19 protein-coding genes and 2 pseudogenes are annotated in these 21,356 nt (G+C 59.6%); 9 read left to right on the top strand and 12 right to left on the bottom strand.

Annotated elements, in window-relative coordinates; translation table 11 throughout:
• Window positions 1-26: 26 nt before the first annotated feature.
• Both queD and OTG14_RS14745 read right to left on the bottom strand, forming a co-directional pair.
• On the bottom strand, window positions 27-389 hold the full coding sequence (queD, locus tag OTG14_RS14750) for a 6-carboxytetrahydropterin synthase QueD (RefSeq protein ID WP_248272806.1): 363 nt from the start codon (window positions 387-389) through the stop codon (window positions 27-29).
• Window positions 390-567: 178 nt separating this feature from the next.
• Window positions 568-771 (bottom strand): annotated as a pseudogene (locus OTG14_RS14745) (phosphorothioated DNA-binding restriction endonuclease family protein); the annotation flags it as partial.
• Between the two features lie 300 nt (window positions 772-1,071).
• Here OTG14_RS14745 and OTG14_RS14740 point away from each other — a divergent pair.
• Window positions 1,072-1,544 (top strand): annotated as a pseudogene (locus tag OTG14_RS14740) (SymE family type I addiction module toxin).
• A 74-nt stretch (window positions 1,545-1,618) separates the two neighbouring features.
• On the opposite strand, the gene OTG14_RS14735 reads toward OTG14_RS14740, so the two are convergent.
• The 5 genes from OTG14_RS14735 to trpS form a co-directional block, all read right to left on the bottom strand.
• Window positions 1,619-1,990: a hypothetical protein gene (locus tag OTG14_RS14735; protein WP_248272805.1), complete on the bottom strand. Its 372-nt coding sequence runs from the start codon at window positions 1,988-1,990 to the stop codon at window positions 1,619-1,621.
• A 115-nt stretch (window positions 1,991-2,105) separates the two neighbouring features.
• Complete coding sequence (locus OTG14_RS14730; RefSeq protein ID WP_267215301.1) at window positions 2,106-2,585, bottom strand: Hcp family type VI secretion system effector; 480 nt, start codon at window positions 2,583-2,585, stop codon at window positions 2,106-2,108.
• A 2-nt stretch (window positions 2,586-2,587) separates the two neighbouring features.
• A complete protein-coding gene (locus OTG14_RS14725; protein ID WP_248272803.1) occupies window positions 2,588-2,935 on the bottom strand; it encodes a hypothetical protein in 348 nt (115 codons plus the stop codon).
• A complete protein-coding gene (locus OTG14_RS14720; RefSeq protein ID WP_208763468.1) occupies window positions 2,928-3,611 on the bottom strand; it encodes a hypothetical protein in 684 nt (227 codons plus the stop codon). Before OTG14_RS14720 ends, OTG14_RS14725 begins: the two co-directional genes overlap by 8 nt.
• A gap of 172 nt (window positions 3,612-3,783) precedes the next feature.
• Complete coding sequence (trpS, locus tag OTG14_RS14715; RefSeq protein ID WP_267215300.1) at window positions 3,784-4,788, bottom strand: tryptophan--tRNA ligase; 1,005 nt, start codon at window positions 4,786-4,788, stop codon at window positions 3,784-3,786.
• Window positions 4,789-4,987: 199 nt separating this feature from the next.
• Between trpS and fosA the strand changes: the two genes are divergently transcribed.
• Window positions 4,988-5,413 carry a FosA/FosA2 family fosfomycin resistance glutathione transferase gene (gene fosA / locus OTG14_RS14710; protein ID WP_061716035.1) on the top strand — a complete coding sequence of 142 codons (426 nt, stop codon included), beginning with the start codon at window positions 4,988-4,990 and terminating at the stop codon, window positions 5,411-5,413.
• Here fosA and OTG14_RS14705 read toward each other — a convergent pair.
• A complete protein-coding gene (locus tag OTG14_RS14705; protein ID WP_214580047.1) occupies window positions 5,399-6,406 on the bottom strand; it encodes a LacI family DNA-binding transcriptional regulator in 1,008 nt (335 codons plus the stop codon). The two genes, fosA and OTG14_RS14705, sit on opposite strands and share 15 nt — an antisense overlap.
• Window positions 6,407-6,591: 185 nt before the next feature.
• On the opposite strand from OTG14_RS14705, the gene OTG14_RS14700 reads away from it, so the two are divergent.
• Together OTG14_RS14700 and OTG14_RS14695 are read left to right on the top strand one after the other, a co-directional pair.
• On the top strand, window positions 6,592-7,680 hold the full coding sequence (locus tag OTG14_RS14700; RefSeq protein WP_267215299.1) for a cellulase family glycosylhydrolase: 1,089 nt from the start codon (window positions 6,592-6,594) through the stop codon (window positions 7,678-7,680).
• 50 nt (window positions 7,681-7,730) lie between these two features.
• The gene (locus OTG14_RS14695) at window positions 7,731-9,125 is read left to right on the top strand and encodes an MFS transporter (RefSeq protein ID WP_267215298.1); all 1,395 of its coding nucleotides are present in this window, start codon (window positions 7,731-7,733) and stop codon (window positions 9,123-9,125) included.
• Window positions 9,126-9,166: 41 nt separating this feature from the next.
• On the opposite strand, the gene OTG14_RS14690 is transcribed toward OTG14_RS14695, so the two are convergent.
• The 4 genes from OTG14_RS14690 to OTG14_RS14675 are packed head-to-tail and all read right to left on the bottom strand — an operon-like array spanning window position 9,167 to window position 13,913.
• Window positions 9,167-9,988 (bottom strand): alpha/beta fold hydrolase, encoded by an 822-nt coding sequence (locus OTG14_RS14690; RefSeq protein WP_039265314.1) that lies wholly within the window; start codon window positions 9,986-9,988, stop codon window positions 9,167-9,169.
• Window positions 9,989-10,018: 30 nt separating this feature from the next.
• Window positions 10,019-11,638, bottom strand: coding sequence for an MFS transporter (locus OTG14_RS14685; protein WP_024909511.1), 1,620 nt, complete (start codon window positions 11,636-11,638; stop codon window positions 10,019-10,021).
• Entirely contained in the window at window positions 11,635-12,042 is a 408-nt protein-coding gene (locus OTG14_RS14680; RefSeq protein WP_248272796.1) for a DoxX family protein, read from the bottom strand. The genes OTG14_RS14685 and OTG14_RS14680 overlap by 4 nt, the downstream gene beginning before the upstream one ends.
• Complete coding sequence (locus OTG14_RS14675; RefSeq protein WP_267215297.1) at window positions 12,042-13,913, bottom strand: amidohydrolase; 1,872 nt, start codon at window positions 13,911-13,913, stop codon at window positions 12,042-12,044. The genes OTG14_RS14680 and OTG14_RS14675 overlap by 1 nt, the downstream gene beginning before the upstream one ends.
• A gap of 219 nt (window positions 13,914-14,132) precedes the next feature.
• Between OTG14_RS14675 and OTG14_RS14670 the strand changes: the two genes are divergently transcribed.
• The 5 genes from OTG14_RS14670 to OTG14_RS14650 all read left to right on the top strand — a co-directional run bounded on the left by OTG14_RS14670 (window position 14,133) and on the right by OTG14_RS14650 (window position 21,355).
• Window positions 14,133-14,819 (top strand): hydrolase, encoded by a 687-nt coding sequence (locus OTG14_RS14670; protein ID WP_008501349.1) that lies wholly within the window; start codon window positions 14,133-14,135, stop codon window positions 14,817-14,819.
• A gap of 61 nt (window positions 14,820-14,880) precedes the next feature.
• A complete protein-coding gene (locus OTG14_RS14665) occupies window positions 14,881-15,102 on the top strand; it encodes a DUF1427 family protein (protein WP_219366719.1) in 222 nt (73 codons plus the stop codon).
• The gene (locus OTG14_RS14660) at window positions 15,099-15,362 is read left to right on the top strand and encodes a XapX domain-containing protein (protein WP_024909507.1); all 264 of its coding nucleotides are present in this window, start codon (window positions 15,099-15,101) and stop codon (window positions 15,360-15,362) included. Before OTG14_RS14665 ends, OTG14_RS14660 begins: the two co-directional genes overlap by 4 nt.
• A gap of 20 nt (window positions 15,363-15,382) precedes the next feature.
• Window positions 15,383-15,763, top strand: coding sequence for a response regulator transcription factor (locus tag OTG14_RS14655; RefSeq protein WP_008501346.1), 381 nt, complete (start codon window positions 15,383-15,385; stop codon window positions 15,761-15,763).
• A 9-nt stretch (window positions 15,764-15,772) separates the two neighbouring features.
• Window positions 15,773-21,355 (top strand): trifunctional serine/threonine-protein kinase/ATP-binding protein/sensor histidine kinase, encoded by a 5,583-nt coding sequence (locus OTG14_RS14650; protein ID WP_267215296.1) that lies wholly within the window; start codon window positions 15,773-15,775, stop codon window positions 21,353-21,355.
• The last annotated feature ends 1 nt before the right edge of the window (window position 21,356 follow it).

Here is a 21,356-nt window from a genome sequence, read left to right as displayed (position 1 = left end):
GAATAGCACCTGCTATTCCTTGTCTATTATTCACCGCGATAAATGCAGCCTGCAGAGCATGTTTCTTTAACGACGACTGCGCTAAGGATTGGGAGTTTCGGCTTAATCTGATTCCAAATCCATTCAGCAAGCACTTCGCTGGTGGGATTCTCCAATCCAGGAATATCATTGAGATAGTAATGATCCAGGCGGTCTAGCGTCGGCTTGAAAATGGCCTTGAGTTCAGCGAAATCAATAATCCAGCCTGTGTGTTTATCAACTTCACCGGTAATCTCAAGGCGCACGACAAAGGAGTGTCCGTGTAGTCGGCCGCATTTATGGCCTTCCGGAACATTGGGAAGACGGTGTGCGGCTTCAAAACTGAAATCTTTGTATAATGTAGTATTCATGGTTACCTCATTTTTTTGTTATACAGTAACAATAACAGCTAGGATTTCCTAGTATTTCTGAGTTAGCCACCACTACCTTATTGATAGAAAAAATATTCAGCTCGAGCCTACTCGACCTGTTTTCGAGTGTGAGCCTATATGCAGGCTGAACATGAAACTAAATTACTGGTTAATGTGCCTTCCTCTGTGGGCCAAAGCGTTCTAGCAGGCTAAGCAACTGTTCGTGAACTTCGGTTCCATAATCAAACAGTCACGCATGCCCCTGCTGATAATTCGCCAGCACGTACAGAAGCAATAAAGGTTTATGCGGCGCGCGCTGTTCGCCTTTGCGCCAGATAGTGATGTCGGCAATTGCCTGTTCGAGAGTTCTGCTGGAAGCCATCGCGTTACGGAAGAAGGTAAATAATTGCGATGATGCTCGAAAAAACCAGACCAATCAACCCACAATCAACAAAAACATGAGCTTACCGCACACAACACTATTTCCTGAATCCCCCTCGCAAATTTCAAATTTACCCCGCACCAAACCGCTGTGTTTATATTCAGCACGGTATAATGAGCACCACAAATTACGCCGAACGGCAAAGGAAATATTGAAGAATATTTAATGAACAATTCGCGATATGAAGGTGCTGCAACACCCCCATACCGCTAACCACAACCAACTATCGAGGAGTTGAAAATGGCTGCGACGAATTTTAAGCCAGAGTTTACTGTTTGCAAAACAGAATCAGACGCTTTCACCGGCATGATTGAAAACCGCGAACTGGTACGCAAAAACAGCGCCCGCCGTCTGCACGGTAACCCGCCCAACGCGGCACCCATTCATCCCCGCGCGGAAACACCGCTGGACAGGGCCGCCTGCTGCGAACTGTATGCGCGCATCGATATGAAATATCTTCTGCTGGGTGGCGACTGGTTAACCCGTGCAGGTTTTATCAACGGTATGCCGTGAAAATCCGCGCTATGAAAGACTGCATTGTGATTACGCCACAGCATACAAGAGAATTATGGGGATGCCTGGAAGGTATGAGCGTGGTGAATATAAATAAGCAGAAAGTCGCACAGTGGCTGAAAACATTTCCGGGAGCGCTGAATGATACAGGCGATATACCGGCTGTTAAGCGTGGAACAGGGCAGGCGATGTCGGAGTAACCGTGCTTCCCACCTCATGTAATACTTGAAGCAATAAAACGGGCATGTCATCTCATGCCCGTTTTAAGTAAAAATCAACCACGCTTAACCTGCTCTTTCACCGCGTTAACCAGCGCAGCGTGAAGTTTGCCGACGGTTAAATCACATATAACAGGTTCGGGTATGCCACGTATCCTGCGGATAAACCGACAGATGCCAAAAAAGTCTATGCCTTCACCCGTAAACAGATACTCATTCTCTGCGAGAGAGAACGTTTTCCTGTAGCCATCTTCTTCCGTGGCAAGCTGAACGCCAAACGCTTCTTCGCAGTCTTCCAGTAGGTCTTCGCCATCGATACCGCAAATATGCAAATCGGCCTCAATCAACGTATTGCTATCGATAGGTTTACGATGCTCACCTGAGGAGTTTCGAACAACCTCAATGACTTGAGAGAGTGTGGGTTCCATAATGATGCTCTCCTTTAAAGCGGTAGAAATAATCGCCAGCGCTTCCCGGCGACGTTCCGCTTGGTCGGACCGACAAGCACAACGTTACCCCGGCCCGAGAAATTTTAAAGTCGGTTCAGGCTATCGCCATATGATTCCAGGCATCTCTGTAAACGATATTCCCGTCACAGTGTTTCCAGGTGATTGCCTCATATCTCAGCTCGATCGTCTCTGTATGCGTTCCTGTTCCAGAACCCGGGAACAGATTTGGCGTGATACCCGTGATTTTTACATTCTCCAGGATAATGTTGAAATATTCTCTCTCGATTCCTGCATCATCAATTTGGTACATTTTTATCGTAGCCGATTTTAGCGTTTGGTTTTCACACAGTGCCCTGATGAGAACCGGTGTCGTTTTATCAAACTCTTTCTGAATGGCAATCGGTGTATGTACGCGGGTACCTGTTAGTCGGCCTGTATTTTCACTCACAGGAATGGTGAGGTGATGAGCGACTGCCTTTAATTCAATAGCACCAAACCGACCGGACACCATGGAACCTCCTACGACGGGTGAACCATTAGCATCGGTTAACCAAAGATACGCTGGATTTGACATAATTATTCCTCATCTATATTTACAAAAGAAGGTAGGTGCAACATCGCCACGACCCATATGAATAAGCCAATAATTTTCAGCGGCCAGGGTTCAAGTACAGCTATACAAGCAAATGCACCGATGATCAGTAAGGGACCTGATAACACATCCAGGATCCCGCCAAAAATATGTATCTTTCCTGGCAGTAATTTATTCATTATTAATGAAATAATGTAAGCGCTTAGGGTAATGATGCAAAAGGCGATTGTTTTATCATGCCAGGTTTCGAATTCAACCCAGCTAAGGATATAGGCTAAAACTAAATATGAGCAAAGAAGCAGGTTTATAATGGGGATGATAAACTTACTCATACGCGCCTGCCGTAGTGTGTGCAGTTAGTTTTTCATTAACTTTCTTCATGATCTGATTAAATACAGATTTTCCTTCTGAATAACCTACATGGATAGCATCTACGAAAGGCTGTACGGCATCAGCGAACAGAAAATAAAGTAGGTCGTAGTCTCTGGGTCTTAGTAGTTGATATACCTCTGGGGCTTCGGCTTTGAGTCTGTCAGATGTTCTGATTGATCGTTCAGCCATTCCCCCAAACAAAAGGAGCGTGCTCAGTGCCGTGATTGGGTTGCCTTTCCCTTTAAAAACATGAAACGTGAAGGACGTTCTTTCAATAACATGTTTCGCGATAGTAGATGCAATAATATTGGTTGATACTCTACCTGCGATTGAAGTCATTACAGATCTGTATATTTTATCCTGCTCCGCCTCAGTTAAATATCTGTTGAACGCTTCGAATATGGCTTTAACTGCATTGACAATGTTCTCGTAATTCAAAATGTCGTTTTTTATGGCAGTGAGCATTCGTATTCGTTGAGTTTCACGAGCATACCTGGTATCCGTGTCAAAGATACCATAAATCAGATATCCATAATCTAGCGGTACAGATAGCCCTCCATTTATAAGCCCAGTAACTGTATCAGGAGAAGCTATTATGTTGCATAATCTCCGGGCTATATCTTCTACATCGGCCATAATAATCCTTTAAATGCGCAATAAAGGATTTATCAATGTAATATTAATGTGACTGAAGCAATTTATTTTATCTAAACAAGAAATTAAGAATTGTTATAGGTATCAATTTTATCTTTAATGAGATAATTAGCGGCTTCATGCTAACCCCCCGCATTCCACCGCTAAATTGACTTTAACTAAACACCGGCACCCCCAGTCCCACCTTCACCTCCCTCAACGTCGCCTGCGTCACCCCCTGCGCCCGTTCGGTCCCGCGCTTCAGCATCGCCATCAACTCTCCCTTATCCTGCATGTATATCGCCCTCCGCTCCCGCATCGGCGAAATCAGTTCCTGCAAACACGCTTCCAGCTCGTTCTTGCACACCCGGTCACCCAGCCCGCCCGCCTGATAGTGAGCCTTCATCGCCGCCACTTTCTCCTTGTCCGGATGAAACGCGTCGAGGTAGGTAAACACCACGTTCCCCTCAATCTGCCCCGGGGCGCTCACCTTCAGGTGGTTCGGGTCGGTGTACATGGCGCTGACCGCACGGTGAATGGTCTCTTCGCTGGCCGAAAGGTGCAGCGTGTTGCCCAGCGATTTCGACATCTTGGCGCTGCCGTCGATGCCGGGCAGGCGGCTGGTGTCGCTCAGCATCGCCTTGCAGTGGCGCAGCACCGGGGCGGGCAGCAGGCTGTTCATCTTGTGCACAATCTCGTTAGTCTGCTCAATCATCGGCAGCTGGTCGTCGCCGACGGGCACGCACTCGGCCTTGAACGCGGTGATGTCCGCCGCCTGGCTGATGGGGTAGGCCATAAACCCGACCGGCAGCGAGCGGGCGAAGCCCTTCTGCGCGATCTCGTTTTTCACCGTCGGGTTACGCTCCACGCGGGCGACGGTGACGATGTTCATATACAGCATCGTCAGCTCGGCGAGGGCTGGCAGGGCGGACTGCAGGCAGATGGTGGTCAGGTTCGGGTCGATGCCGGCGGCGAGGTAGTCGGCCAGCACTTCGGGGATGTTGTCGCGGATTTTTTGCGGGTTGCTGCCGTTGTCGGTCAGCCCCTGCAGGTCGGCAATCAGCACAAACTGGTTGTGCGTATGCTGGAGCGCCACGCGCTGGCGCAGCGATCCGACGAAGTGCCCGAGGTGCAGCGGGCCGGTTGGGCGATCGCCGGTGAGGATGGTAGGTGTGTTCATAAAGACTCCTTAATGGGCAGTTGCCGAAAGGGGTCTTAGAAATGTGAAAGCCGCCTTTCGGCGGCTATCTGAAAATGGGGAAAACTACTCCGTGCCGCCTTTAAGAAGGCAGCCACCAGCGGTTTACGGTGAGCACGGCGTGGTTTATGTTCATGCTTTTACCGTACCACGTCCGGCGCGAAAAACAAAAGGGCACGTCATGCTGCAATCTCTCAACCACCTGACCCTCGCGGTCAGCGACCTGCAAAAAAGCATCTCCTTCTGGCACGAGCTGCTGGGGCTGACCTTGCACGCCCGCTGGAATACCGGGGCCTATCTCACCTGCGGCGATCTGTGGGTCTGCCTGTCGTACGACGAGGCGCGCCGGTTCGTGCCGCCGCAGGAGAGCGACTACACCCACTACGCGTTTACCGTGGCGGAGGCGGATTTCGCACCGTTCTCGCAAAAGCTAGAGCAGGCGGGCGTTACCGTCTGGAAGCAGAACAAAAGCGAGGGGGCGTCGTTCTATTTTCTCGACCCGGACGGCCACAAGCTGGAGCTGCACGTGGGCAGCCTCGCCGCGCGGCTGGCGGCGTGTCGCGAGAAGCCCTATGCAGGCATGGTGTTTACCTCAGACGAGGCTTGAGGCGCGCACCTTCAGCCTGCCTGCCAGCGTCACGTGCGTGGCGGCATCTTCCTGATTGCACAGGTACTCCACCGCCAGCCGTCCCAGCTCGCTGTAGGGCAGCTGGATACTGGTCAGCGGCGGGGTGAGCTGTTCGGAGATCTTCTGGTCGTCGTAGCCCGCCAGCAGCATGTCCTGCGGGATGCGCACGCCGTTCACCGCCAGCGCCTGATAGCAGCCAATCGCCAGCCAGTCGCTGGCGCAGAAGATGGCGTCCGGGCGCTCGGCCAGTTCCAGCAGGGAGGTGGTGGCGGTAAAGGACTCGCTGAACTGCCAGTTGGTCTGGCGCACCAGGTCGTCGTCGCACGCCAGTCCGGCCTGCTGCAGCGCGGCCTGGTAGCCCGCCAGACGCTGGCGCGAGGCCTCCATCCAGCTCTCGCCGGTGATGTGGGCGATGCGCGTCGCCCCGCAGGCGATGAGGTGTTTAGTCACCTGGAAGGCGTTGGCATAGTCGTCCGGAATAAACGACGGCAGCAGCGGCGAGCCGGGATCGCGCTGGTTGAGCAGCACCAGCGGGATGCGGGTGCAGTCCTGGAAGGCCGTCATGTCCACCAGCGTGGTGACCGGAGACGCGAGAATAATCCCGATGCAGTTGCGCTTCTCCAGCTGGCGGATGATGTTCAGCGCCAGCTCAATGTCGTCGCCGTAGTCGTAGACGGTGAGCAGGGTCTCGTTGCGCCACGCGGCTTCCCGCGCCTGGCTGATGGCGTCGATAAACGGGTCGAAGCTCTGCATGGAGCTGACCAGCAGGGCGATCTCTTCCTGGTTGCGCGGGGCGTGAACGGCGGGGAGGCGGTCGTAGCCTAGCTCGGTGGCGACGCCAATCACCCGCTGGCGGGTGTCGTCGCTGAGCTTGATGTTGCGGGACTGGTTAAGCACCAGCGATACCGTCGCCTGCGACACGCCCGCCGCCCGCGCAATATCGTTCATCGTCACTTTCGTTTTTCGCTTCATCCGTCCTCTCCCTTTCGCGAATTCGCATCATACCCTAACCGCACGCTTTAGCGCCGTCGATCACGTTTCTCATTCATCGAAGCGTGAACTTTGTGAGGGGCATCGCTTTTCTTCGTGCGAGAAATTGCGCATTTATCCCGCAACTAATATTTATTAGCTAAATATTATCAGTAAGAGGACGCGTAATGAAAGAGCAGTGGAGCAGGGAGCAGGCACAGGCGTGGTATCAGCAGAAGGGCTGGCTGTGCGGGTTTAACTATCTGCCGTCGACGGCGGTGAACTGGACCGATATCTGGCAGGCGGAGACCTTCGACGCCGGGACGATTGACCGCGAGCTGGGCTGGGCGGCGGAGGCGGGCTACAACACCCTGCGCATCAACCTGCCGTTTATCGTCTGGGAGCACGACCGCGACGGGCTGATGGCGCGCATCGACCGCTTTTTGACGATTGCCGACGGTCGCGGCTTCAGCACCATGCTGACCCTGATGGACGACTGCGGCTTCTCCGGCGACGAGCCGTACCTCGGCCCGCAAAAGCCGCCGGTGCCGGGCAAGCACAACAGCCAGGCGGCGGCGAGTCCGGGGCGCGACAAGGTGTGCGATCCGGACTGCTGGGCAGACATTGAGCGCTATATCCGCGACGTTGTCCGCCAGTTCCGCGACGACAGGCGCGTGCTGCTGTGGGATCTCTACAACGAGCCGGGCAACCGCGGCATTTTCGCGACGGGCACGCAGGAGGTGCAGTACGACGCGAAGCTGGAGACCTGCGCCCACGAGTTGATGAAGCTGGCGTTCCAGTGGGTGCGTGAAGAAGACCCGACCCAGCCGCTCACCGTCTGCGCGTGGCGCCTGCCGCCGGAAGAGGAGGGCGAGACGTTCTTCCAGCATCCGCTGGACCAGACCGCGCTGGCGCTCTCGGACGTGGTGAGCTTCCACGCCTACACCCACACCGGGCGCATGACGGCGATTATCCAGCATCTGCAAAAGCTTGGTCGCCCACTGTTCTGCACCGAATGGCTGGCGCGCCACGTGGGCAGCACCATCGAAGAGCAGCTTCCGCTAATGTACGCGGCGAAGGTCGCGCCGTATCAGTGGGGGCTGGTGCGCGGCAAAACCCAGACGTGGCTGCCGTGGCCGGTGGTGATGAAAGAGTCCACGGACTACTGCCGCCTCTGGTTCCACGACGTGTTCGAGGAGAACGGCATTCCGTTCTCGCGCCGTGAAATCGCCCTGATGCAGCAGCTGCGCAAGATCGCCCCGAAGGCACAAGGCTAATAATATCGACCCGGCGGTCCACCGCCGGGCAACCAGGCAGGCATATAACAATGGCAATGACAATGAAAATCCCGTCTCGCGAGCTGTGGTCTTATTTTGGTTATGGTTTAGGTCAGTGTTTTAGCTTTGGTTTAGTGGGTTCGTTTATTAACTATTTTTACACCGACGTGCTGGGGATCTCGGCACTGGCGGCGAGCACCATCTTCCTGATTGCCCGCGCGTGGGACGCGGTTCACGATCCGCTGTTTGCCAGCATTATGGACACCATTAACAGCCGGTTCGGCAAGTTTCGCCACTTTTTGCTGATCGCCCCGCTGCTGATCACCGGCGTCACGCTGCTATCGTTCTATAAAATCGAAGCGGACATGACCACCAAAATCCTCTACGCCGGGGTGACCTACATCCTGTGGGGGACGCTGTACGCCATCTCCGATATCCCGTTCTGGTCGATGTCGTCGGTGATGACCAACGACTCCGGGCAGCGCACCCGCGCGGTGACGGCGGCGATGCTCGGGGTGAACGCCGGGATTGCCTGCGCCAACATCTTCTTCCCGAAGCTGGCGGCCTACTTCGCCCAGTACAGCAATGACAAAGGCTACTTTATGGCGGCGCTGGTGATGATGCTGGTGGGCCTGCCGTTGATGCTTAACGGTTTCATGCAGATCAAAGAGCGCGTGCCGCCGAGCCCGGAAAAGGTGACCATCCGCGACACCTTCCACAACCTGCGCCAGAACAAGCCGCTGTTTATCGTCCTGCTGTCGTTCTTCTTCTGCGTGTTTCACAACGTGGCGGGCGGTCTCTATATCTACTTCTTTATCAACAACCTGGGCGACGGCAGCCTGCAGATGGCGATTGGCGTGATGGGGATTGTCGCGGCGGTGCTATGCCTGGTCGCCCCGATGCTGACGCGCCGGATGCAGAAGCGGAAGCTGTTTATGATCCTCTGCGGGCTGGACGTGGCGGTGCGCGTGGTGATGTGGTTTGTTGGCTATCAGCATGTGACGATGCTGTTTATTCTGCTCGGCCTGAGCACGCTGTTCGTGATGATGACCAACATCCTCACCTCGTCGATGATTGCCGACACCATCGAGTACGCGGAGTACCACACCCACAAGCGATGCGCGGCGATCACCTTCTCCGGGCAGACCTTTACCGGCAAGATGTCGGTGGCGGTAGGCGGCGGGTTAATCGGGGTGTTCCTGACGATGATCGGCTACGTGCCGCAGGCGCAAATTCAGAGCGAGAGCGTGCTGTCGGGGCTGTTCTTCGGGATTTGCCTGCTGCCGGCGATAGGCTCGCTGATCCGCATGGGCTTTATGTCGCGCTTTACCTTTACCGAGGAGAAGCATGCGGAGATTTGTCGGCTGCTGGCGGAGCGGAACGCGTCTGCGAAAGCGCCGGGTGGCGGCTGCGCCTTACCCGGCCTACAGGACCAGCCCTTGTAGGCCTGATAAGCGAAGCGCCATCAGGCTTCGCTTTTTAAGACTTACAGCGACTTCACAAACGCCAGCAGATCTTCGTTAAGCTGGTCCTGGTGGGTCAGCGCGAAGCCGTGCGGCGCGTTGTCGTACACCTTCAGCGTGGCGTTTTTGATCATCTCTGCCGCCAGCTTGCCGGTGCTTTCAAACGGCACGATCTGGTCGTTGCTGCCGTGGATCACCAGCGTCGGCACATCGATTTTCGCCATATCCGGGCGGAAGTCGGTTTCGCCGAAGGCGGTCACGCAGTCGATGGTACCCTTCAGGGAGGCCAGCAGGGCGATGTTCAGCGTCTGCGTCAGGGCACCGGCGGAAACGGTCTGTCCGGCGTTGGTGCCGTAGAACGGGGTGGCGAAGTCGCTGATGAACTGGGCGCGATCTTTACGCAGTCCGTCGCGAATGCCGTCGAACACGCTCTGATCCACACCCTGCGGGAAGGTGTCGGATTTGCCGAAGATCGGCGTGACCGCGCCCAGCAGCGCCAGACCGGCCACACGCGCGCTGCCGTAGTTGTTGATGTAGCGGGTCACGTCGCCGCCGCCCATGGAGAAGCCCACCAGCGTCACGTCCTGGAGGTCCAGGGTGGTGATCAGGTCGTTAATGTCGGACGCAAAGGTGTCGTAGTCGTAACCGTTCCACGGCTGATCCGAGCGGCCAAAGCCGCGGCGGTCAAAGGCGATGGCGCGGAAGCCGCGCTCGGCCAGGTAGTTCAGCTGGCTGTCCCACATGTCGCCGTCCAGCGGCCAGCCGTGGCTGAAGAGAACCGGTTTGCCCGCGCCGCCTTCTTTGTAGTAAATCTGCGTGCCGTCTTTTGCCTTAAACGTTGCCATAGTGTGTTCCTGTGCAGGTGATGGTTATGGTTATACCGGCGCGACCAGATAACGAATTGCCGGTGATGTTGTGCCCTGATGAAAAGCCAGAACGCGGCTCTGCAGCAGGAGGTCATTCATGGTGTGGCGCTCCTGCTGGCGCAGATGCTCAATCCACGAGCCCATCAGGAAGGTCTCGATAAACAGGCCGGGGCGCTCGATATCTTCGTATACCGCCCAGCTCATCGCCCCGGCGCGGCGTCGCACCCGGCGCAGCTCGTGTACCGCCTCCAGGAAGGCCTTCGCGTTGTGCGGGTCGATGATGTACTCGTGCGAGACCAGCACCGGACCGCGCTCGTTCGGCAGGTCGATCTCCACGCCGTCCAGCGGCTGGCCGCTCAGGTCGAGGTTCAATTCCGGGTCTTTCTCCAGCTTCCAGCGGAACACGGTGGCGCTTGCCAGCACCATCCCCAGCGTGGCGACAACCAGCGCGGTCGGGGTGCCAAACCGGGAGGCTATCTGCCCCCAGATGGCGCTGCCCGTGGTCATCGAGCCGAAGAATACCGTCAGGTAGACCGCCAGCGCGCGGGCCTTCACCCAGCGGGCGGCGCTGCGCTGCGCGCCGAGGTTCAGCGTCGAGAGCACCGCAATCCACGCGAAGCCGGTGAAGAACTCAAACAGGTTGAGCAGCCAGACGTGGCGCACAAACGCCAGCGCCAGCATGGTGAGGGCAAAGACCAGGCTCGCGGCCACCATCAGGCGGTCGGCGTTCAGCCGCTGGCGCAGGCGCGGCAGCAGGATGGCCCCGGCAATCGCCCCCAGGCCAATGCACGCCAGCATCACGCCGTAGCCCGCCGGGCCCAGGCCCAGCTCGCGGCGCGCCACCAGCGGCAGCAGCGCCCAGCCCGCGCTGCCGAAAACGAAGAAGGCCACCGTACGCACCAGCACGTTGCGCAGCACCGGGGCGGCGTGCACGTAGCGGATGCCTGTGCGCACCGCAGAGAAGAAGTGCTCCGGCGGCAGACGCTGAATGGACGGGGCCGGGCGCCAGCGCCACAGCACCCACGCCACGCCCACCACGGACAGCGCGTTCAGGGCAAACACCATCCACGGCCCAGCGAGCGACAGCAGGAAACCACCCAGCGCGGGGCCAATCGCCCGGCTGATGTTCACCCCCAGCGAGTTCAGCGCCACGGCGGCGCCCAGCTCCGGCTTGCTCACCAGATCGGGCACCACGGCCTGGAACGGCGGCGAGCTCATCGCCGCCCCTACGCTCAGCAGAAACGTCGCCACCAGCAGCACGGTGGGGGTGACGTGTCCGGTGAAGGAGAGCGCCGTCAGCCCGGCGGCGGCGATGAACACCCACAGCTGGGAGAAGAGCAGGTATTTACGCCGGTCAACGATGTCCGCCATCACCCCGGACGGCAGGGCGAAGAGGAACATTGGCAGGCTGCTGGCCGCCTGCACCAGCGCGATATCCAGCGGGTCGGCGCTCAGGGTCAGCATGCTCCAGTTGATGCCGACGTCGCTCATCCATGAGCCGACGTTAGAGACCACCGTGGCGATCCACAGCATTCGGAACACCGGCTGGCTCAGCGGCTGCCAGGGTGAAACCGTCGGTGCGGGCGTCGTCTCGACGTGTGCGTCGCGAACGTCGTTAACCTGGGTCATGCAAACCTCTCCGTTGCCCTACGCTGCAGCCGCCACTGGCCCGGCCCGGTGAGGGCGAGAGTGGTGAAGATAATCATCAGCAGCCAGCCAAACTGCCCTTCGGCAATCGACCAGTTCGGGTGGACCGCCAGCATCGCCACCAGCAGCACGGCGATAATCGGCAGGCACGCCAGGCGGGTGTAGACGCCCGCAATGATCAACAGCGGGCAGATCACCTCGGCGACAATCGCCGGGATCAGGCTCGCGTAAGGCCCGAAGCCGAACGGATCTTCAATGCGCGTCAGCTCTTCGCTGAAGTGCAGCACCTTCGGCAGGCCGTGCACGTAGAGCAGCAGCAGGCTGCCGGTCAGGCGCAGGAAGAACAGCCCCAGGTCGATCCGGGGCGGCATAGTGGTGTTTTTCATCAGAATGCAAAGCAGCTGCAGCCCAGCGCCCCCCAGAAAGCGTTATCGTCGGACACCGGCATCGCTGACGTGCGGGCGAAATCGTGCTGGTGGCTGTGAACCCCGCACGGGCCGCTGCAGTGGTGAGCCACACTCATACCCACGCGTGCGGCCTGCGGCGGCGCGCTGCGGTAGTGGCCAGGCACCTTGACCACCGGTGACCACTCGGGCAGGACCGGGATGGCCGGCGGCGCGAGCGGGCCAAAGCTGCCCGCGGCGTAGACGATATCGCCGTTGACCACCGTGAGAACGGACTCGATGCCCTTGATCTCCTCTTCCGGCACGCGGAAGTAGTCTTTGCTCAGCACTGCCAGGTCGGCGAGCTGGCCGACCTTGATCTGCCCCTTCTGGTTCTGCTCGCTGGAGAACCACGCGCTGCCCTGGGTCCAGAGCATCAGGGCCGTATCGCGGTCCAGACGGGCGCTGTGGTCGTACATCTGCATCCCGCCGACGGTGCGGCCGGAGACCAGCCAGTAGAGCGCGGTCCACGGGTTGTAGCTTGCCACGCGGGTGGCGTCCGTCCCTAAGCCCACCGGTACGCCGGTCTCGAGCATTTTCGCCACCGGCGGCGTGTGGCGGGTGGCTTCGATGCCGTAGCGCTCGGCAAAGTACTCGCCCTGGAAGGCCATGCGGTGCTGGACGGCAATGCCGCCGCCGAGTTCTTTAATGCGGTCGATGTTGGCCTGGGTGACGGTTTCCGCATGGTCGAAGAACCAGTGCAGGCCGTTGAACGGAATGTCGCGGTTCACCTTCTCGAAGACGTCCAGCATGCGGCTGATGGATTCGTTATAGGTGGCGTGCAGGCGGAACGGCCAGCGGTGCTCCACCAGATGGCGCACCACGCGCTCCAGCTCGTCCTCCATGCCCGGCGCGAGATCCGGGCGCGGCTCGAGGAAGTCTTCAAAATCGGCGGCGGAGAAGACCAGCATTTCGCCCGCGCCGTTGTGGCGGAAGAAGTCGCTGCCCTGGCCCGGCGTGAGCATGTCGGTCCATTTTTCAAAGTCTTCCAGCTCGTGGCCCGGACGCTGGGTAAACAGGTTGTAGGCGATGCGGATGGTCATCTGCTTTTTCGCGTGCAGCTCGGCGATCACCTCGTAATCTTCCGGGTAGTTCTGGAAGCCGCCGCCCGCGTCGATGGCGCTGGTCAGCCCCAGACGGTTGAGCTCGCGCATGAACTGGCGGGTGGAGTTAACCTGCTGCTCCAGCGGCAGCTTCGGCCCTTTCGCCAGCGTGGCGTAGAGGATCATGGCGTTCGGACGGGCAATCAGCATTCCGGTCGGGTTGCCGTTGGCGTCGCGCTGGATCTCGCCGCCCGGCGGGTTTGGCGTATCTTTGGTGTAGCCGACCACCTTCAGTGCGGCGCGGTTGAGCAGGGCGCGGTCGTACAGGTGCAGGATGAAGACCGGGGTATCCGGCGCGGCGTCGTTAATTTCGTCGAGAGTCGGCATGCGGCGCTCGGCAAACTGGAACTCGGTCCAGCCGCCGACCACGCGCACCCACTGGGGCGACGGGGTACGCAGCGCCTGCTCTTTCAGCATCCGCAGGGCGTCGTCCAGGGACGGCACGCCTTCCCAGCGCAGCTCGAGGTTGTAGTTCAGCCCGCCGCGGATCAGATGCAGGTGCGAGTCGTTGAGGCCGGGGATGGCAGTGTGGCCTTTCAAATCCACCACTTTGGTGCCGTCGCCGTGGTGTTGCATCACCTCGGCGACGGTACCCACTTCCAGAAATTTTCCGTCGCGCACGGCAACGGCTTCCGCGACAGGATTCTCGCGATCGACGGTGTGAAACTGGCCGTTAACCAGAATGAGATCGGCTTTACCTGGGGTAACCATAAACTGCTCCTGACTGAGAGGGGAATGGTCAGGATTATGGGAACCGGTTTCGGCAAAGATCCAGTTATACAATAGGATAGGTATACCAAAGTATAACTATACCTAAGGTTAACTATACGAAGAGATAATTACGCGCGGAGAAGGAAAACCGCAGGATGAGGGTGACTTTATCGCCGTGGCACTCGCGGCGATTTCTACCCTTAACCACTGGAAAATGCTATGACCTCTTCAAAGCTCGAAGTGTTAACCCCTGCGAACTGTCAGATCATCTTTATCGATCACCAGCCTCAGATGGCGTTTGGCGTGCAGTCGATTGACCGCCAGGTGCTGAAAAACAACACCGTGGCGCTGGCGAAAGCGGCTAAGGTGTTCAACATCCCGACCATCATCACCACCGTAGAGACCGAAAGCTTCTCCGGCAATACCTATCCGGAACTGCTGGACGTGTTCCCGGGTCAGGACATTCTGGAGCGTACCTCCATGAACTCCTGGGACGACCAGAAGGTGCGCGACGCGCTGAAGGCCAACGGCAAGAAGAAGGTCGTGGTGGCCGGTCTGTGGACCGAAGTGTGCAACAACAGCTTTGCCCTGTGCGCGATGCTGGAAGGCGACTACGAAATTTATATGGTGGCGGACGCGTCCGGCGGCACCTCCAAAGAAGCCCACGACTACGCGATGCAGCGCATGATCCAGGCGGGCGTGATCCCGGTGACCTGGCAGCAGGTGATGCTGGAGTGGCAGCGCGACTGGGCGCGTAAAGAGACCTACACCGCGGTGATGGACATCGTGCGCGAGCATTCCGGCGCGTACGGCATGGGCGTGGATTACGCCTACACCATGGTGCACAAAGCGCCGTCTCGCCAGAAGAGCGAGCACCGCACCTTAGCGCCGGTCCCGGCTCGCTAAGTTCCGCTGGCGGGCTGGTCCCTCATCCGGCTCGCCGCTGCCTCTTTCTCTGGAGTTCACAATGAGTACTGGGCTGATATCCCTTGCCGCAGGCGTGCTGATTGGCCTGATGTATGCCGTGCTGAAGGTGCGCTCTCCCGCGCCGCCCGCGCTGGCGCTGATTGGCCTGCTGGGGATGCTGGCGGGCGAACAGGCGACGCGGCATCTGTTATCCCGCGACGCTGCGCCTCCTCCTCAGGTGACCGTTCCGCAGGCGGCATCGCAGACGGGAGCGTCATCATGAAAGCATGGATAATTTCGCTGGTGTGCGGCGTGGTTGCTGGGGTAATTTACGCTCTGCTCGACGTCCATTCCCCGGCACCGCCGGTTGTCGCCCTGCTTGGCCTGTTCGGCATGCTGGTGGGCGAACAGCTTATCCCGGTGGGACGACGTTTACTGAGTCGCGAACCGCTCACCCTCGCCTGGTTTCGTCACGAATGCGTACCGAAAATCAGCGGCACGGCGCCCCCTGCGCCTGCGAAGGACCCTCGCGACGTTAAATGACTGGTTAGAGGAAAAACAGCATGACGCTGCCGTGGCGCATTGCCATCATTGATGACGAACGTTCCGTCCGCAGCGGGTTGAGTAATCTCCTGGAGTCGGAAGGCTATTCAACCGACACGTTTGATTCGGCAGAGGTATTTCTGAGCCATCCGCTTGCCCTGTCCGGCGCGGCGCTGGTGATCACCGATATCAAGCTCCGGGGCATGAGCGGCCTTGAGCTGTTTGACAAGCTGCGGCTGCTGGCCGTACCGCCTCCGCCCGTGCTTTTTATCTCCGGTCATGCTGATGAAAATATGCAGCGGTACGCTCTCGGTCTGGGCGCCGCTGCTTTTTTGCGTAAGCCGATTAACATCGATATTCTGCTGGATCATATTCAGCGGGAGCTGGCCCGCCGACAATAAGGATCGCGGATGAACGAACACGAGCAGCCTGCATTCTGGCCCGCCCAGGGAAATCTTCACCAGGGGCGGGTTTTTGTCCTTAAAGAGGATGTGATTTTTACCGTGCTGGCGCAGGAGGGCGGAATCGCCTGGATGCACGCGCGACATCCTCATTCCGGCGGCTCGTTCATTATCGCCACCGCGGTCAGTGATGAAGAGGAAGAGCGGGCCACCCGGCTGCTGAAAAACGAGTTTGCGCTGCGTGACGCGCTGCAGGATAGCTGGGCCATTCGCGCCGTCGCGTCCACCCAGTACCGGGGACGCTTCGCGCTGGTGTACGCCCCGTTTTCGTTTGAGCTGCTGGCGCGGCGCGCGGGCAGGGCGATCTCGGGGATCGCGCGCTTTATCGAGCTGGCGATCCAGATCTGCGTTCCTCTGCGCCAGATGCATCTGCAAAACCTGATCCACGGCGATATCAAGCCCGGCAATATTTTTGTTCATCACGATGCCACCTGCCGTCTGGGCAGCTTTGGCCTTTCATGCAGCCTCTCCGGCGCCTTCGCGCAGACCCGGCTTGCCGTTTCAGGCGGCACGCCGGCGTATATGTCCCCGGAGCACACCTCCCGCACCCAGCGCCCTGTCGATGGCCGCAGCGATCTCTACAGCCTCGGCGTGGTGCTGTATGAACTCCTGACCGGACGCCTGCCGTTTGAACTGGGGGAGGACGATCGGACCAACTGGGCGCACTACCATATTGCCTCGGCGCCGCTGGCCCCGGATGCGATACGCCCTGACGTGCCGGGAATGCTGTCGACCATCATCCTGAAGCTGCTGGAGAAGCACCCCGATAACCGCTACCAGACGGTTGACGGGCTGATTGCCGACCTCCGCCGCTGCCAGGCGACGTTGACCGGTGAGGGCGAGATCGTCGCCTTTACCCCCGGCCAGCAGGACCGCACCCCGGCGATCCTTCTGGCGGACTCGCTGTTCGCGACGCATCCGCAGGCGAATGACGTCATTGCCGCGTTTGAGCGGGTGGGGCAGAACCGCGTGCCGGAGCTGGTGACCATCGGCGGGCCGTCGGGGATCGGCAAATCCTCCATCATTGCGACGGCGTTAAAAACGCTCCAGCAGCGTACGGTGCTGCTGGCGGTGGGCAAAGTGGATCAGTTTTCACCGTCATTGCCCTACGGCGTATTAAGCTCTGCATTCCGCCCCCTGACCCTGCACCTGCTGGGCCTGCCGGCTGACGAGGTGGCGAAGTGGAAAATCCGTCTTTCTCGCGCCCTGGAAGGACACGAGGCGCTGGCCGTGAGCCTCGTGCCCGAACTGGGCCTGCTGCTTGAGCGCAAACCGCGCTTCCCGGCGGATACGTTTTCCATTGATGCCTGGGCGCGCTTCAGCCATATGGTGCTGGCGCTGGTGAAAACCTTTGCCTCGCAGGGCTGCCCGCTGGTGCTGGTGCTCGACGATCTCCAGTGGAGCGACGCCGCCAGCCTGCATACGCTCAACTATCTGCTGGTGAACTGCGGCGCGATCCCGCTGCTGGTGGTGGTCGCTCATCGCGACATTGGTTCGCTGTCCGAACCCACGCTGCAACAGCAGCTGGCGAGCCTGCCGGAGGCGGCGCAGCACGCGAGCGAAATTGTCCCGCAGGCGCTCTCTGTCAAAGCCGTCTCCCGCTGGCTGGGGACGGTATTTCGTACCCGCAGCACGGCGACGACCGACCTCGCCACGCTGATCCATGAAAAGACCGGGGGCAACCCGCTCTTTGTACACGAATTTTTCCGCCGCATCGTCGATGACGGGCTGGTGGTGCACAACAAATATCAGGACAAGTGGCACTACGATCTGCAGGCGATTCGCGCCCGGCATTACACCGAAAACGTCGTCACCCTGGTGCTGGAGAAGCTGGAAGAGTTGCCCGACGAGACTCGTCGCCTGCTGGGCAGCCTTGCCTGCCTCGGCGGCACGGGCGAAATGGAGATGATCTGCCGCGTTGTCGGTATATCGATGGCGGAAATGCGCTACGCGCTGCATCCGGCGGTCATGGCGCAGCTGATCGTGCTGACGGAGAAAGCGTACTCCTTCACCCACGACCGGGTGCAGGAGGCCGCCTTTGCGCTGCTGGATCGGCATGAGAAAAGCCATCTTAATCTGACTACCGCCAGCCTGCTGGCCGACGCCGCGCGGCAGGCGGCGGGGAACGAGCTGCTGTTCCGCGCCGTACATCACGTCACGGCCGCGCTGGACAGCATCCAGCCTGCCCCGCAGCGCCAGATGTTCCGCGAGCTGAGCCTGCTGGCCGCGCGACGCGCGAAGCGTTCGGGGGATTACCTTTCGGCGCTGAGCTATATCCAGACTGCCCGAGCGCTGGGCAACGCCGGGACGGTGTCAGACTTTATGCTCGATATCGAAGAGGCGGGCTGCGAGTTTGCGCTGGGGCACCTGGAGCGCACCCGCGAGCTGTGTGACGCCATTCTCGGCTGCCCCGGCGGGCTGACCGAAAAGGCGCTGGCGGCCAATCTGCTGGTGGAAGTGTACATTCGCCAGTCGGATAGCCGTCTGGCGCTGGAGGCGGCGCTCTGCTGGCTGGGGGTATTTGGTATTCAGATCGGCCGCTATCCGGAAGATGCCGACTGCGACGAGGCCTGGGAACACTTCTGTAATCGCGCGGGCGACGCGCCGCAAACCCTGTTTGCCCCGCTCTCGCGGATGGATAACCCGGAAACCGAAGCGGTGATGAACCTGCTCTACAGCGCCAGCATTTGCGCCAGCTTCATCTGTCCGCGCCTGCACTTTTTACTGCTTTGCCGCATGATGCACCTGACGCTCGACCACGGTATTACCGGCGCCTCCACCACGGCGATGGCCTGGTTTGGCGTGCTGATGGGCCACCGCTACGCCGAGTATCGCCTCGGCTTCCTGTACGGCACCCTGGCCCGCGAGCTGGTGAATCGCCACGGCTACGACGCGTTCGAAGCCAAAACCCTGCTGCCGCTTGACCAGCTCAGCGTCTGGACCCAGCCTTTATCGTTTACCATCGAGTGCGCGAAGGCCTGCTTTACCTCGGCGGTGACCCACGGGGATATGACGATGGCCTGCTTTGCGGCCTGCCACCAGGTGATTAACTTCCTCTCCCGGGGCGATCACCTGGACGGGGTGCTGACCAGCATCGATCGCGGCCTGGCGTTCGTGCGTAAAACCCACTTCCAGGACGTGGAGACCATCTTGATGGTCCAGCGCGGCTACGTTGAGTTCCTGCGCACGCCGGTTATCGGCACGTGGACCGCATCGCAGGTGCTGCCGGAGGCGCTGCTTCCCGCGTCGCCGGAGCAGGCGCCGGAGCAGACCTCCACCATGCTGTTCTGGTACTGGCTCTACCGCGGCATGGCGCACTTTACCTGCGGCGAGTATGCCGACGCGCAGGCGGATCTCGAGATGGCGGGGTGGTACGCGTGGTCTGCGCCGGGGCACATCCATCTGCTGGATTACCATCTTTACAGCGCCCTGGCGCTTTCGCGTCAGCTAACGCCGGAGACCTTCTCGGCGAACCACCGTCGCAGCATTCACGCCCACTACGACAAAATCGCCCTCTGGGCGCGCATTAATCCCGGCACGTTCGCGGATAAAGAGGCGCTGATCTACGCCGAAATCGTGCGTCTGGACGGGATGAACAGCATCGCGCTTGAGCAGTATGAGAAGGCGGTCCGGCTCTCCCGCGAGGGCGGGTTTAATCCGATTAATGCCCTGGCCCACGAGCTGGCGGGCCGCTTTGCGCTGGCCTGCGGCTATCCAACCGCCTCGGACGCACACTTCCGTGGCGCAATTGCCGCCTGGGGCCGGGCGGGCGCGCAGGCCAAGGTGCGCCAGCTGGAGCAGGATTTCCCGCATCTGCTGGCCTCCGGGCAGGCGAGCGCCTATGACACGGTGGCGTTCGCTCAGAACGAGACGATCCGCGATCTGCAGAGCGTCATCAAAGCCTCCCGCGCGCTGTCGGAAGAGATCAATCTCGAGCGCTTAATCGAAAACCTGATGACGATCCTCCTCGAACGCGCCGGGGCGCAGCGCGGCCTGCTGCTTCGCATCAGCGATAACCTGATCCCGGAGATCGAGGCCAGCGCCTGGACCAGCACCGAAGGCGTGCGGGTGCGGATCCTGAAGGACGTGCCGACGGCGACCGACATGCCCCTGTCGGTGCTGGCGGCGGTGATCCGTACCGGGCAGGAGATTCGCACCGGTAAGCCGGAGGAGTTTCACCCCTTCAGTCAGGATCCCTATCTGGTGACCTCGGGAGCGGCCGTCATGTGCGTCCCGATGTTCAAGCAGGCGCGGCTGGTGGGCGTGCTCTACCTGGAAAACCGCCTGATGCCGGAAGTCTTCACCGCCGAGCATTCTCGCGTGGTGAGCCTGCTGGGGGCGCAGGCTGCGGTCTCCCTGGAGACGGCGCGGCTGTACGCCGAGCTGCTGGGGGAGAACATCCAGCGCCGTCGGGTGGAAAAAGAGCTGCGCGCCAGCCAGACCTCGCTGATGCTGGGCGAGCAGATCAGCCACACCGGCAGCTGGCGCTGGGAGCTGGAGCAGGATCTGATGTTTGTCTCGGAGGAGTACGCCCGCATCCTCGGCCTGCCCGAGCAGCAAAAGATGATCTCCATGGCGGAGTTTTTGACCTTCGTCCATGAAGACGACTATGCCCGCATCAGCACCATCGTCACGCAGAGCGTGCGCGAAGGGCTCTCCATGCGCGCGGAGTTTCGGGTGAAGCGTACCGACGGTTCTACGCGCTATATCCTCGGGATTGGCGATCCGGTGGGCGTGGGCAGCGAGGTGAATGAGTATTACGGCATCATCACCGATATCACCAGCCAGCGCGCCGCGGAGGATGCCATGCGGGTGGCGCAGGCTGATCTGGCGAGGGTGTCCCGCGCCACCACCGTCGGGCAGCTGACCTCCTCTATCGCCCATGAGATCAACCAGCCGCTGATGTCGATCGTCTCTAACGCCGGAGCGAGCCTGCGCTGGCTCAGCCGGGAGCCGGCCCGACTGGATAAAGTGCGGGAAGGGCTGGAAGAGATCGCCGCGGAAGGCGCGCGGGCGGGGGAGATCATTCGCAGCATCCAGTCCCTGACGCGCAAGCAGGATCCCACCTTCTCGCGCATCGATCTCCACTATCTGATCCACCATATCATCGCGCTCTCCCGCAGCGAGCTGGAGCAGCGACACATTAGCGTTGATTACCTGTTGAAGGCGCAGGACAGCTTTATCACCGGCGATAGCGTGCAGATCCAGCAGGTGCTGCTTAACCTGGTGATGAACGCCGTTGAGGCGATGGCCGAGGTGAAGGATCGCGCCTGCACCATCACCCTCAGCACCAGCAACGCGGACGGGAAAGCGATCGTTGAGATCGCCGATACCGGGAGCGGCATTGAGCCCGAGCGGCTGGAGCAGATTTTTGACTCGTTCTATTCCACCAAGCCACAGGGGATGGGGATGGGGCTGACCATCAGCGCCAGCATCATTGAGCGCCACTGCGGGAAGCTGAGCGCGCGCCGCCGGGAGCCGTACGGCACGGTGTTTGCCTTTGCGCTGCCGCTGGCGGTACAGGAAGGGTAAA

Origin of the sequence: Enterobacter pseudoroggenkampii (assembly GCF_026420145.1) — a bacterium.
In the GTDB taxonomy this organism is placed as follows: domain Bacteria; phylum Pseudomonadota; class Gammaproteobacteria; order Enterobacterales; family Enterobacteriaceae; genus Enterobacter; species Enterobacter pseudoroggenkampii.
The sequence above is the reverse complement of the archived record's forward strand: the minus strand, read 5'-3'. Positions and strand labels throughout refer to the sequence as shown.